Genomic DNA, 12,442 nt, shown 5'->3' on the forward strand with positions numbered 1-12,442 from the left:
GCGTAATTTAGGACTATCAGTCGGCAAAACCGCAGATTGATCGGGAGGCCACCAGTTTGATGCGCACAGCGAAAGCCGCATCGGGGGAGGCCGGTTCCGGCCTGGTGGCCCTACCGTCCACGCCCCGCTTCACACAGTCGGAGCCGTCGCGCTCCGGACGGGAGCAAGCATGACCGCCACCAAAAATCCGCACCCAGCCGCCACGACCGGACCCGGGAAGCAGCCCGCCGCTGCCACCTCGTCCGGTCGTTCTGTTTCCGCCGGGGAAGCGGAAACAACCCGGGCGTCGTATGTCCTGGACACTTCCGTGCTGCTGTCCGATCCGCGGGCACTGCTGCGCTTCGCCGAGCACGAGGTGATCCTGCCGGTGGTGGTGATCACCGAGTTGGAAGGCAAGCGGCACGACCCGGAGCTGGGCTACTTCGCCCGCCAGGCACTGCGCCTGCTGGACGACCTGCGCGTACAGCACGGCGGTCTGGACCAGGCCATCCCGCTGGGGGCGGAGGGCGGCACCCTGCGGGTGGAGCTCAACCATGTTTCGTCCGACGTGCTGCCGGCCGGATTCCGCGGCGGCGACAACGACAGCAGAATCCTGGCCGTGGCCAAGAACCTGGCCGTCGAGGGCCGCAACGTCACCGTGGTCTCCAAGGACCTGCCCCTGCGGGTGAAAGCGTCGGCGCTGGGGCTTCGCGCGGACGAGTACCGCAACGAACTGGTCAAAGACTCCGGCTGGACCGGCGTGGCCGAGCTGGATGTGGCCGACGACGACGTGACCGCGCTGTATGGACACGAGCCGGTGTTCATCCCGGAGGCGGCGGAGTTGCCCGCCAACACGGGCCTGGTGCTGCTGTCCACCCGCGGGTCGGCCCTCGGCCGGGTGGGGGCCGACAAACAGGTGCGCCTGGTCAAGGGCGACCGCGACGTGTTCGGTTTGCACGGACGCTCCGCGGAACAGCGGCTGGCCATCGACCTGCTGATGGACCCGGAGGTGGGAATAGTCTCCCTCGGCGGACGGGCCGGTACCGGCAAGTCCGCCCTGGCGCTGTGCGCCGGGCTGGAAGCGGTGCTGGAGCGGCGCGAGCACCGGAAGGTGGTGGTTTTCCGGCCGCTGTACGCCGTCGGCGGCCAGGAACTCGGGTACCTGCCGGGCTCGGAAGCCGAAAAAATGAATCCGTGGGCCCAGGCGGTGTTCGACACGCTCGGCGCCCTGGTTTCGACCGAGGTGGTCGAGGAAGTCATGGACCGCGGCATGCTGGAAGTGCTGCCGCTGACCCACATCCGCGGCCGATCGCTGCACGACTCGTTCGTGGTGGTGGATGAGGCGCAATCGCTGGAGAAGAACGTGCTGCTGACGGTGATGAGCCGGATCGGCCAGAACTCCAAGATCGTCCTCACCCACGACGTGGCGCAGCGTGACAACCTGCGGGTCGGGCGCCACGATGGCATCGCCGCCGTCGTGGAAACGCTCAAAGGACACCCGCTCTTCGGTCACGTGACACTGACACGGTCCGAGCGCTCGCCCATCGCGGCCCTGGTCACGGAGCTGCTGGAGGGCGCCGAAATCTAGCCGGCGGCCTTCGCGTCCAGGGACGGGAAGCGGGCTGCCGCAGCGTGGCCCGCTTTCCGCCGAAGGCAGCCGGCCGGTCGTCGCCTCACCGCACCGGGGGTTGCCGCTGGCTGCGCCCCGGCAGGCGCCATGCAACTATTGCCCGGCAGGAAAGGCCATGACGATCCGGGTACCGGCGCCGGGGGCGGATTCAACGTGCAGCGTACCGTCGGCCTCGCGGACGGTGTCGCGCATGATCCGGAGGCCGATGTGTCCGGCCCGCCGGGCGGCGTCTGGAGTGAAGCCGACGCCGTCGTCGACGACCTCCAGCACCACTGCCTTGTCGGACTGCCTCAGCGAAACCTTGACCAGCCGGGCGGACGCATGCTTGGAAGCATTGGTCACGGCTTCACGTGCCGCCCGGTAGAGCAAATCGGGGCAGGCGAGGGCGGCGGGCTCGGGGAAGTCGATCTCCAGTTGCCAGCCCGCTCCCCGTTGGCGGACCAGCACACCCAATCCGTCGAGCGCGGCCGGGAGGCCCTCGGCCGACAGGTCGGGCGGGTACAACGTCAGCGTGATCCGGCGCAAGTCGTCGATGCTGCCCTTCACAATATCCCGTGCCAGCGCATGGAAGTCGCTGTCCGAAGCGGTCTGCTGCTGTTCCCGCGCTTCCAGGCTGTAGGCCAGCCCCGCCAGCTCCTGGATGACGCCGTCGTGGAGGGTCCGGGCCAAACGCCGGCGTTCCTCTTCCGAGGCCGCGATCGATTTCTGCAGCAGTCCACGCCGGATTTCACTGGCCTTCCGCATGCGGCGCGCCATTCGAAGGGCCGGTCCAAGCTGGAGCAACTGCAGCACGGCCAACGCGACGAGGATGACGGGCAGGATGCCCAGCATCTCGTCCTGCATGCGGTTGATTTCGTTCGCCGGGTGAGACAGTTCGAAGATGTAGTCATTTCCATCTCCGGCCTGTGCCCGCACATACACGTTGACCAGCTCGGCGCGGCCCAGCCCGAAGATGTTGTCGCCGGGGGGATCTTCGACGACGCTGACGGGGGCATCCTCCTGCAACCGGGCCAGGAGTTGGGCCGGCAGGTCGATCTGCTGTCCGATCAGTGCATCGACGTCGGAATAGACAATCGAGCCGTCGAGATCCCGGACAGTGACCCGCAGAATGTGGCCGTCGTCGATCATCGGGTCCACTTCGCTGTCCAATTCGGCCAAGGCCTCCGGAACCCCGGCCAGCGCCGCCTCCGTGACGTCCTGGGCGAATTGGTGGTCGACGATTTGTGTGGTGCGTTCCGCGGCGTGGAGGAGGGCATGGTCGGCAGCCAGCGAGCGGGCGACCATGATCACCGGCACCGTGACGATGATCAGTGCCGCAAGCCCCGACAGTGCGAAGCGGCGCAGGGCCGCCTGCATTTCCGAGGGCTTCCGGCGGCGGGACCCAGAGGGTGTTTCAGCGAGGATGTTGCGCCGGAGCTGCGCAGTTGAGTCAACGACCATGCCCGCCGTCCAGCAGTTCCAGCCGCTGGGCGGTGGCCACGGCTTCCAGCTGTGAATGTGCGCCGAGCTTGGCCAGGATCGACTTCACGTATCCCCGGCACGTGTGCGGGGATATCCCCAGCCTCCGGGAATTCGTGCGGACATCGTTGCCTGCTGCCATGAGGGCCAATACCTGGTGCTCGCGTTTGGTCAGGGCAGGCCTGTCTGCTGCCGTGGCCGGTGGAGCGGTGACGTATCGAGTGAGCGCGGACGGGTAGACCGACATGCTGCCGCTCCTGGCGTTCCGGACCGTCTCGAGCAGCGTCGACAGGGAACCGTCTTTGGGCAGGAAACCGCAAAGACCCGAGGCGGCGGCGCGCGCCAGTACATTCAGCGACGGGTTGCCGGTCAACAAGATGATCCGTGTCTCCGGGGCAGACTGCAGGATCTGCTCGGCCGCGCTGACCCCGTCACCGTCGGGCAGGTGGTAGTCCATGATGACCACGTCGGGCCGGGCCCGGCGGCACAAGGCAACCGCCTCGCTCACACCGGCGGCGCTGCCCACATTGGCCAGATCCGCTTCCCGGTCCAGCGCATCAGACAGCAACTCCGCGAAGGTCGTGTGATCATCCACGACGGCGATGCGTAGTTTTTGCTCCCCCAAAGAGCTCACTCCAGTTCCCCAACTCAAGACACAAAGGACTTGACCCCACCTCGAGTATGCACGGCGCGCGCCGGGAAGTACATATCGGGGCCGGCGGGTCTCCCGGCCTCAGCTGGCTGCGAGCGCCTTGCGCAGGAACGAGCTCACGATGTCTCCCGCCGCCATGTACTGGGGTCCGGCCGTGGCGTCGACTGTTAACTGTGCCTTCCGGTGCTTTGCTGCCGGCGGGGTCAGCCGTTCGTTGAGCAGCAGCAGCGCCGCCAGGACTTCCGAAAGGCCCGACTGGGCGTCAGCGGTGGCCTTCAGCAGCCGCACGTGGATCTCCTGAAGGGCCGGGCCGGGGGCACAACCGAGGTCGCGGCCGAACAACCGCCGGCACCGATCGTAGGCCTGCAACCCGTCGGCATGCCGTCCGCAAAGCTCCAGGCCGCGGATCAGGACTGTCCACGCCGCTTCATTCAGCGGAGAAGCAGCAACGCACCGCTGGGCCCAGAGCACGGCGTCGTCGGGCCGATGCAAGGCCAACGCGGCCTCCGCAGCCAATTGTTGGGCGTGCTGCACCGTTTCCGCATGGCCCGAACGGGCCTCTTCCGCCCAATCGGGAGTCAGCTCGTCGCCCAGCAGCGGCTCCGACGCGAGTGACAACGCCTCGGCCAACAAGGGGTAGGCCGTCGGCGGTTCGGCAAACTCGGCGGCCCGCACCAGGGCCTGGAAGCGGTGCAGGTCGACGTCGACCATGTCCCGGTCGATCATGTAACCGCCGTTGGCTGTGCGCAGCGGCCCCGTCTTTGCGCAGCCAGGCTGCAGGTTGCGCCGCAGGATGCTGACATAGCTCTCCAACGTGGCCAGCGCTTCACCCGGGGCGCGGCCGCCCCACAAGAGGTGCACCAGCCGGTCCTTCGACATCGGCGAACCGATGTGCAACAGCAAGATTTCCAGCACCTGACGCGGCTTCGGGCCGCCCAGTTTGTCGGCGGTCAACACGGTTTCGCCGCGACGGATCCGTAAATTTCCGATCATTTGCACGGCCATGGGCATGGCCCATCCACTCAATTGCTCCACGATTCCCCCTCGCAGCACGCACCCCCCAATGAGTGCACTACCATCGTGCGCTGACTCCCCGACGGCGGGACAGCCTCGCCTGAGGGGTGCCGATACCCCTAATGTGAGGGGGACCGGGACGGCACCGGCTTTTTCCAAGGATGAATGGGGACTCTGGACTCGTGACCCCGGTGGCTTCGGCGCTGCACCTCACGGCCGGCCGGGCGCACGCCGCCGGGCCCTGGCCCCACCCCTCAACGCCAGGGCCCGGCCGCGCGCCCTGCACCGTCCGGACGACCGGAGAGCCACCGGGCGCGCTCCGCCGCGCCCTCAGGCGGGATGCGGGCGCACCGGCCAGGGTATGTGCTCCCGCACGTCGGTGAGGTTCATGCTGACCTCGAGGAACAGGTCGTCGAGCATGTATTCGTTCACTCCGAGGATGGTCAACGAATGACCGCCGCCCTGTTGAGGCCCGTCCATGGCAACCGCGGAAACACAGACGCCGGTCCGCCAGTCGACCCGCACCTCGGTGCGGCCCTCGGGAAGCAGCGGATGGCCGGCGTCGTACGGTACATACGTTTGGTTGGGCGAGACGACCGCCTCCAGCGCCTTCCGGCCCTGGTGCTCGACCTCCCGCAGTTCATGGATCTCCACGGGGTTGGCGAAGGGCGCCTCATAGGCCACCGGCGCGCTGCCGGCCAGCTCAACCGGATCCAGCATCGCGGACCAGCGCCCGTTGCCGAAGACCGGCTCACCGTAGGCGGCCTCGGGCCGGCGGCGCACCAGATGGATGTCGTTGAATACCGGAGTGACCAGATGCGGAGGCAACAGCCATGACTTGCGTGTCGCGCTGACGTAGAAACCGTCCCGGGAGTCGTTGATGCCGGTGGTGCTGTACAGCAGCCTGCCGTCGGCCGACTCGACCCGAAGAGCTCCGGGGCGCCGGGTCCACGCACGCAGCATGCCGCCGGAAGCGTCCGGCTCCGGCGCATCCGGGTGGACGGCCCGGAGCTCGAACCGCAGCGATTCCCACTTCCACGGGGAAGAACGGCAGAGACACCTGAAGGTCTCCGCGTTGCCGGCGGCGTCGCCGGCCTTGAGCACGCTCCCGCCGTTCATATGCACAGTGTAGCCGCCGGCTCCTCCGGATCAGGCGAGTGCAGTAGGTTGGGTCCATGGTCGAGCAACTGGCGCTGCTGTGGCCCGGCCATGCATTCGCGTTTTGGATGCTGTTGGCCGCCGGCGGCTATCTGCTGGTAATCGGAACCCGGCTCAGCTGGATCGACCTGAGGACGCACCGGCTGCCGAACCGCATCATTTTCCCGGCCTACGCGGTGTCCGGAGTGCTGCTGCTCGCGGCCTCCCTCGCAGGCTACGAAGCCGGCATGTTCTGGCGGGTGCCGGCCGGCGGCGCACTGCTCTGGGTCTTCTATTTCGCCGTCCGGCTTATTTATCCGGCCGGCATGGGATTCGGCGACGTCAAACTGGCCGGGGTGCTGGGGATGTACCTGGGCTACCTGGGGTTTGAACACCTGCTGCTGGGCACGTTCGCGGCCTTCCTGCTGGGCGGCGCGTACGGGGTGTTGCTGGTGGTGCTGCGGCGCGGAACGCTGCACAGCGACATTCCATTCGGGCCGTTCATGATCGCCGGCACGTGGGCGGCGCTGCTGCTGCCGACGTAGCCGCGAAGCGCGGGCCAACGACGCGCGGCGTCCCGGAATTTGTCTGCCGAGCCTATTGGATATCGGAGTCGGGAGGGGGCAGGACGAACTGCCGGTCTTCGTCCACGGACTCGACGCCCTCGATTCCGGCAACAGCGGCACGCTGTCCCTCCGGCAATGAACCCGTAATCATGCCCAGGGATGACAACACGTTTTCCACCCGCATGCCGCCGGCTGCCAACTGCTCGGCAATCCGCCCGGTATCGGAGAGGTAGTCGTGGCGCACCGTCACGGTGATCTGCATACCCCCATGATAGGTCCGGCGGCCCCTCCCGGGGGAAGCGGGTCACTGCGGGGCAAGAACCAGCCCTGCCCCGACGTCGACGGAGGGCACGGGCAGCCGCTCCGCTTCCTGCACCAGCGTGGCCCACAGTTCCAGGCCGCGCCGGCCGGTAGCCTCTGACCACAGGGCCGCCACGCCGGCGGCGTGGGGCGTCGCCATGCTGGTGCCGCTGATGGTGTTGTAACGCTTCGGCATGGGCCAGGACGAGTACACCTGGAACCCGGGACCGGCGCAGTCCACCTGCCCGCCGCGCAGGGGGAGGCTGCGGGCGGAAAAGAACGCGACCTCCAGGGCCTGGTCCAGCGCGGCCACCCCCATGATGAACGGGCTGTTCGCCGGGGCGCCGACGAACCCGAACTCGCCCTTCCGGCGGTCGGCATTGTTTCCCGCGGCGGCGATGATCAGGGAACCCTGCTCCAGCGCCCGGCTCCCGGCGGCCGTGTAGGGCGGGTGGATTTGTGCGACGTCGGCTCCCAGGGACATGGAGATGACGGCACAGCCGTTGCCCACGGCCCAGTCGATCCCGGCAAGGATGCCGGCGTCGGTCCCCGAACCGGCGTTGCTGAGGACCTTGCCGGCGAAGATCTCCGCTTCGTGGGCCACGCCGTAGCGCGGGCCGGTGCCGGGGGACTTGGGGCCGCACGCGGTCCCGATGCAGTGCGTGCCGTGGCCGTGTCCGTCCTGCGGCGGCTCGCCCGGGATGAAGGAGGCGCTGGTGATGCTGCGTCCGGCGAAATCCGGATGCGTCTCGTCGAACCCGGTGTCCAGCACGGCTACGCGCACGCCTTGCCCCGAATAGGGCGACGAGACGGCCCTGGTGGCCTGCTGTCCCCAGGTGAAATTGTTGTTGTCGGCGAAGCCCGCCGGTGCGGGGCCCGCTTCGTAGCGTTCGTGCCGTCGCGCGGTGAGCCTGCCGGACAGGTCGGTCACGCCGTCGCGGTAGCCAACGGCGTAGTCATCGGCCGGACCGAGCACGTCGTGGATGAGTTCCGGCGAGACCGAAAGGACACGGTGCCGGGCAGCGGTACTGACTTGGAGCGAGCTGATTTGGTCCGGGCCGGCGGCGACGACGGCGATGCCCAGGTTTGCGAAGACCGTTGCGTCGGCGCCGGAGGCCGCGTCCGGGTCCACCCCGCGGGTGCCGAAATCGCGGCTGTCCGCGACATTCGACAGGCCGGCGGCGTCGGCCAGGAGACCGGCACACTCGTCGGATGGGCCGTAAAAGACGACGATAAAGCGTCCGGTGGTCTTCGGCTGCCCGGGCACGGAATAGTCGGCCGTCGCCAGGGACGGGGGCTGCGAATCGCCAATCACGGAGACCTCCTGGACACTCTTCCACCGGGTCCCCGACGGGCCGGCCGGCGGCCCGGGATGGGCCGTTCACCCGCCGTCCACGGGGACGTGTGCGCCTCATCCTAGTCCCGGAGGCCGACGGTTCAAGGTTCAGGCAATCGTTTCAGCCGGTCGGGGCCAAAAAAGGCAGCAGGGCCCCGTCCTGACGCCGATCCGGCCCGGGTGAGCGGCGGCCGGCGGCGCCGTGCACGCTGAAGGGCGCCCCCGCCGAAGCAAGAGCGCCCTTCAGGATCCGCGATGGACCGGCCTGCTATTTGGCCTGCGGCGGGACGGTCATCGAGAGCACGTCCAGCGCAGAATCCAGCTGCTCTTCGGTCAGTTCGCCGCGCTCCAGGAAGCCAAGGGCCACAACCGACTCGCGCACGGTCAGGCCTTCCTGGACCGAGTGCTTGGCGATCTTGGCGGCGTTTTCGTAGCCGATGAACTTGTTCAGCGGGGTCACGATCGAGGGGGAGGCCTCGGCCAGGAAGCGGGCGCGCTCCACGTTGGCGGTCAGCCCGTCGATCATCTTGTCCGCCATGACGCGCGAGGTGTTCGCCAGCAGGCGGATGGACTCGAGCAGGTTGGCGGCCATCACCGGGATGCCCACGTTCAGCTCAAAGGCGCCGTTGGTGGAGGACAGGGCGATGGTGGTGTCGTTGCCGACGACCTGGGCGGCAACCATGATCGCCGCCTCACAGATCACCGGGTTGACCTTGCCGGGCATGATCGAAGAACCCGGCTGCAGGTCGGGGATGGCGATTTCGCCCAGGCCGGTGTTCGGGCCCGAACCCATCCAGCGCAGGTCGTTGTTGATCTTCATGAACGCGTAGGCGATGTTGCGCAGCTGCCCGGAGGCCTCGATCAGGCCGTCGCGGTTGGCCTGGGCCTCGAAGTGGTTGCGGGCCTCCGTCAGCGGCAGGCCGGTGTCGGCGGCCAGCAGTTCGATTACGCGCTGCGGGAAGCCGGCCGGGGTGTTGATGCCGGTGCCGACGGCGGTGCCGCCCAGCGGAACCTCGGCCACGCGCGGCAGTGATGCCTCGATGCGTTCGATGCCGTAGCGCACCTGGGCGGCGTAGCCACCGAATTCCTGCCCGAGGGTGACCGGCGTCGCGTCCATCAGGTGGGTGCGGCCGGACTTCACCACATCCTTGAACTCCTCGGCCTTGCGCTCCAGGGACGCGGCCAGGTAGTCCAGCGCGGGGATCAGCTCGTTGATCAAGGCCGAGGTGGCGGCCACGTGCACCGAGGTCGGGAAGACGTCGTTGGAGGACTGCGAGGCGTTGACGTGGTCATTCGGGTGAACCGTCTTGTCGCTGCCGGCGTCGCGCAGCGCACGGGTGGCCAGTTCGGCCAGGACCTCGTTCGTGTTCATGTTCGACGAGGTGCCGGAACCGGTCTGGAAAACGTCGATCGGGAAGTCGCCGTCGTACTTGCCCGTGGCTACTTCGTCCGCCGCCGCGGCGATGGCCTTGGCCAGCTCGCCGTCCAGCACGCCCAGTTCGGCGTTCGCGGTGGCCGCAGCCTTCTTGATCCGGGCCAGGGCCTCGATGTGGGCGCGCTCCAGCGTCTTGCCGGAGATCGGGAAGTTCTCGACGGCGCGCTGGGTCTGCGCACGGTAGAGGGCGTTGACCGGAACGCGGACCTCGCCCATGGTGTCGTGTTCGATGCGGTATTCAGCAGAATCAGCAGAAGTCATGGCTCCAAGCTTATGCCTGCGGCGCACCGGTTCCGAATTGTGTTGCGGCACGGCGGCGGCTTGGTTGAGGCGGCGCCGAGCGGGCCTGCGGCCCCCGGGGCGGGGCGTCCCGCCCCCGGTGCGCGGCTAGAGGGCCCCGTGCCCTGCGACGAGCTCGGCGCGGCCGTCCGCGAGCCGGTAGGCCACGCCGACGACGGCCGTGCGGCCGGCCTCGACCGCCTCGGAAATGGCCCGCGAACTGTCCAGCAGGCGTTCGGAGGACTGCCGGACGTTTTCGATCACCATGTCGTTGAGGTCCTCGAGGCCGGCACGCCGGGCGGCCAGCACCGACGGCGTGATCCGCTCCACGAGGTCCCGCAGGCCGCCGCGCGGCATTTCGCCGGTGTCAATCGTGTTCTTTGCCGCCGTCACCGCGCCGCAGCTGTCGTGGCCCAGGATGACAATCAACGGAACGTTGAGCACATCCACGCCGTACTCGAGCGATCCGATCACCGCGTCACCGAGGACGTGGCCGGCGGTGCGGACCACGAAGGCATCGCCGAGTCCCAGGTCGAAAATGATCTCGGCGGCCAGCCGGGAGTCGGAACAGCCGAAGATGATGGCGAACGGATGCTGCTCGTTGACCAGCGAACTGCGCCGGGCGGCGTCCTGGTTCGGGTGGACTGACGTGCCTGCCACAAAGCGGGCGTTGCCGTCGATGAGTTTTTGCCAGGCCTGGGCGGGAGTCAATGAGGTGGGCACGAAGCAACCTTACTGCTTCGTGCGTCCCTGCCCGTGCACCGGTTTCCGTGTCGGGGCGGGATTACTCGCTGTCCAGGTCTTCCGCGATCGCGGTGGCCAGGACATCGAATTCGTCCAGCTCCGCGGTGCCGGTCAGGATGACGGTGAATCCGCCGTGCTCCAGCACGAGGCTGCGCTCGCCCGCGCCTGCGTCGCGCAGTTCCCAGGTGGCACCCGCTTTGCGGTCGCCGGTGACCGGCGCGTTGTCGGTTGCCTGGCCGACCCAGGTGGGGTTGGCTTTGTCGGTCTGGATCAGTCCGATGTACTCTTCGCCCGGCGTGATATAGCCGACCTCCCACGCCGCCACCTGCGCGGTTCCCCCGGTATTCCACCGGGCGTAGTTGGATGTCCAGCCCGCCGGGAGGTCGACGGCGAGCGGCAGGTAACCGGCCGTGGACTCCGCCTGCAGGGCGACCCCCGGGACGTCAATATTACGTTCGTAGACTCCGGGCTTGCTGCCCGGATTCAGGAACATCACCGGCAGCAGCACGGCGAGGGAGAGCCCCACGGCCATCAGCATGCCGACCACCGGAGCCTTCGCGCGGTTGGCCTGCTTGGCCGTCAGCACTGGCTTGACGGGCAACTCGGTCGATTCTTCGGGACGCGCTTCACTCACGGTTCCATGATCTCAGATGCCCGCCCCTGCGCGCACACGCCCGCGACGCCGGAACGAAGGGCGGGTCGGCCGGTCCGCGCGCTGGCCCCCGGGGCGGCGACGACTATGATCGAAAGCAATGGAAGATGTCCGCACCGCAGATGCATCCATCACGGCACCGCAGCCGGTGCTGTCTGAAGAGCTACTCGAAGATGAGGTCGAAGTGTCCCACGAAGCCCAGGCTGACCCCTTTTCCAACTTTCCGCCATCCATGCGCGTCGGCGACAACGAGCCGGACCGAAACCTGGCGCTGGAACTGGTGCGCGTCACCGAAGCCGCGGCGATCGCCGGCGGCCACTGGGTCGGCTACGGGGACAAGAACGGTGCCGACGGCGCCGCCGTGGACGCCATGCGCGCGTTCCTGTCCACCGTCAGCTTCAACGGGGTGGTCGTCATCGGTGAGGGCGAAAAGGACGAGGCCCCGATGCTGTTCAACGGCGAAAAGGTCGGCGACGGCACCGGCGCCGAGTGCGACGTCGCCGTGGATCCGATCGACGGCACCCGGCTGACGGCGCTGGGCATCAACAACGCGCTCTCCGTGCTCGCGGTCTCCGAGCGCGGCACCATGTTCGACCCCTCGGCCGTGTTCTACATGGAGAAGCTGGTCACCGGCCCCGAAGCGGCGGATTTGGTGGACCTGCGGCTGCCCATCAAGCAGAACCTGCACCTGATCGCGAAGGCCAAGAACAAGAAGATCAACCAGATCAACGTGATGATCCTGGACCGCGACCGGCACAAGCCGTATGTCGAGGAGATCCGCGCCGCCGGCGCACGCACCAAGTTCATCATGGACGGCGACGTCGCCGGCGGCATCGCGGCCGCCCGCGAGGGCACCGACGTCGACGTCCTGATGGGCATCGGCGGCACCCCGGAGGGCATCGTGACGGCCTGCGCCATCAAGTCCTTGGGCGGCGTGATCCAGGGCCGGCTCTGGCCCACCACCGACGATGAAAAGCAGAAGGCCATCGACGCCGGCCACGACCTGGACCGGGTGCTGACCACCGATGACCTGGTCACCAGCGACAACTGCTTCTTCGTGGCCACCGGCATCACCGACGGCGACCTGCTGCGCGGCGTCCGCTACAAGAACCACAAGGTCCTCACGCAGTCGATCGTGATGCGCTCCAAGTCCGGCACCATCCGTTTCGTCGAGGGCGAGCACCAGGAATACAAGTGGGACCGCTTCGAGCGCAAGCTCTAGCGACCCGCAGCGAAGGAAAACCCCGCACCGGCCCGAGC

12 protein-coding genes are annotated in these 12,442 nt (G+C 67.9%); 3 read left to right on the forward strand and 9 right to left on the reverse strand.

Annotation, left to right across the window (positions count from 1 at the left end; translation table 11 throughout):
* The first annotated feature begins 169 nt into the window (after positions 1 to 169).
* Positions 170 to 1,567 (forward strand): RNA 5'-3' helicase PhoH2, encoded by a 1,398-nt coding sequence (gene phoH2, locus AC5RW2_RS01975; RefSeq protein ID WP_494050211.1) that lies wholly within the window; start codon positions 170 to 172, stop codon positions 1,565 to 1,567.
* Positions 1,568 to 1,702: 135 nt separating this feature from the next.
* Here phoH2 and AC5RW2_RS01980 read toward each other — a convergent pair whose 3' ends face one another.
* From AC5RW2_RS01980 to AC5RW2_RS01995, 4 genes are all read right to left on the reverse strand, one after another.
* On the reverse strand, positions 1,703 to 3,049 hold the full coding sequence (locus AC5RW2_RS01980; protein ID WP_494073577.1) for a sensor histidine kinase: 1,347 nt from the start codon (positions 3,047 to 3,049) through the stop codon (positions 1,703 to 1,705).
* Positions 3,039 to 3,701 carry a response regulator gene (locus tag AC5RW2_RS01985; protein WP_494073578.1) on the reverse strand — a complete coding sequence of 221 codons (663 nt, stop codon included), beginning with the start codon at positions 3,699 to 3,701 and terminating at the stop codon, positions 3,039 to 3,041. Before AC5RW2_RS01985 ends, AC5RW2_RS01980 begins: the two co-directional genes overlap by 11 nt.
* Positions 3,702 to 3,800: 99 nt before the next feature.
* On the reverse strand, positions 3,801 to 4,754 hold the full coding sequence (locus AC5RW2_RS01990) for an AfsR/SARP family transcriptional regulator (RefSeq protein WP_494073579.1): 954 nt from the start codon (positions 4,752 to 4,754) through the stop codon (positions 3,801 to 3,803).
* Between the two features lie 309 nt (positions 4,755 to 5,063).
* Positions 5,064 to 5,852, reverse strand: a complete 789-nt coding sequence (locus AC5RW2_RS01995) for a hypothetical protein (RefSeq protein WP_494073580.1) — start codon at positions 5,850 to 5,852, stop codon at positions 5,064 to 5,066.
* A 56-nt stretch (positions 5,853 to 5,908) separates the two neighbouring features.
* Here AC5RW2_RS01995 and AC5RW2_RS02000 point away from each other — a divergent pair, with 56 nt between their 5' ends.
* The gene (locus AC5RW2_RS02000) at positions 5,909 to 6,415 is read left to right on the forward strand and encodes a prepilin peptidase (protein ID WP_494023650.1); all 507 of its coding nucleotides are present in this window, start codon (positions 5,909 to 5,911) and stop codon (positions 6,413 to 6,415) included.
* 52 nt (positions 6,416 to 6,467) lie between these two features.
* On the opposite strand, the gene AC5RW2_RS02005 is transcribed toward AC5RW2_RS02000, so the two are convergent.
* The 5 genes from AC5RW2_RS02005 to AC5RW2_RS02025 all read right to left on the reverse strand — a co-directional run bounded on the left by AC5RW2_RS02005 (position 6,468) and on the right by AC5RW2_RS02025 (position 11,164).
* Positions 6,468 to 6,698, reverse strand: coding sequence for a hypothetical protein (locus AC5RW2_RS02005; RefSeq protein ID WP_494001455.1), 231 nt, complete (start codon positions 6,696 to 6,698; stop codon positions 6,468 to 6,470).
* Positions 6,699 to 6,740: 42 nt separating this feature from the next.
* A complete protein-coding gene (locus AC5RW2_RS02010) occupies positions 6,741 to 8,051 on the reverse strand; it encodes a S8 family peptidase (protein WP_494073581.1) in 1,311 nt (436 codons plus the stop codon).
* A 289-nt stretch (positions 8,052 to 8,340) separates the two neighbouring features.
* Positions 8,341 to 9,768, reverse strand: coding sequence for a class II fumarate hydratase (locus AC5RW2_RS02015; protein WP_494014364.1), 1,428 nt, complete (start codon positions 9,766 to 9,768; stop codon positions 8,341 to 8,343).
* Positions 9,769 to 9,894: 126 nt separating this feature from the next.
* Positions 9,895 to 10,509 carry a carbonic anhydrase gene (locus AC5RW2_RS02020; RefSeq protein ID WP_493978642.1) on the reverse strand — a complete coding sequence of 205 codons (615 nt, stop codon included), beginning with the start codon at positions 10,507 to 10,509 and terminating at the stop codon, positions 9,895 to 9,897.
* 61 nt (positions 10,510 to 10,570) lie between these two features.
* Entirely contained in the window at positions 10,571 to 11,164 is a 594-nt protein-coding gene (locus tag AC5RW2_RS02025; RefSeq protein WP_494073582.1) for a DUF4245 domain-containing protein, read from the reverse strand.
* 250 nt (positions 11,165 to 11,414) lie between these two features.
* On the opposite strand from AC5RW2_RS02025, the gene glpX reads away from it, so the two are divergent.
* Positions 11,415 to 12,404, forward strand: a complete 990-nt coding sequence (gene glpX, locus AC5RW2_RS02030) for a class II fructose-bisphosphatase (RefSeq protein WP_494014393.1) — start codon at positions 11,415 to 11,417, stop codon at positions 12,402 to 12,404.
* The last annotated feature ends 38 nt before the right edge of the window (positions 12,405 to 12,442 follow it).

Source organism: Arthrobacter sp. B0316-1-20 (assembly GCF_059091865.1).

What these genes read in the sequence shown, in the direction of transcription:
- AC5RW2_RS01980 (WP_494073577.1), bottom strand. Translation starts at nt 3,049, where the DNA reads ATGGTCGTTGACTCAACTGCGCAGCTCCGGCGCAACATCCTCGCTGAA.
- AC5RW2_RS02000 (WP_494023650.1), top strand. Translation starts at nt 5,909, where the DNA reads ATGGTCGAGCAACTGGCGCTGCTGTGGCCCGGCCATGCATTCGCGTTT.
- phoH2 (WP_494050211.1), top strand. Translation starts at nt 170, where the DNA reads ATGACCGCCACCAAAAATCCGCACCCAGCCGCCACGACCGGACCCGGG.
- AC5RW2_RS01995 (WP_494073580.1), bottom strand. Translation starts at nt 5,852, where the DNA reads ATGAACGGCGGGAGCGTGCTCAAGGCCGGCGACGCCGCCGGCAACGCG.
- glpX (WP_494014393.1), top strand. Translation starts at nt 11,415, where the DNA reads ATGCGCGTCGGCGACAACGAGCCGGACCGAAACCTGGCGCTGGAACTG.
- AC5RW2_RS02015 (WP_494014364.1), bottom strand. Translation starts at nt 9,768, where the DNA reads ATGACTTCTGCTGATTCTGCTGAATACCGCATCGAACACGACACCATG.
- AC5RW2_RS02005 (WP_494001455.1), bottom strand. Translation starts at nt 6,698, where the DNA reads ATGCAGATCACCGTGACGGTGCGCCACGACTACCTCTCCGATACCGGG.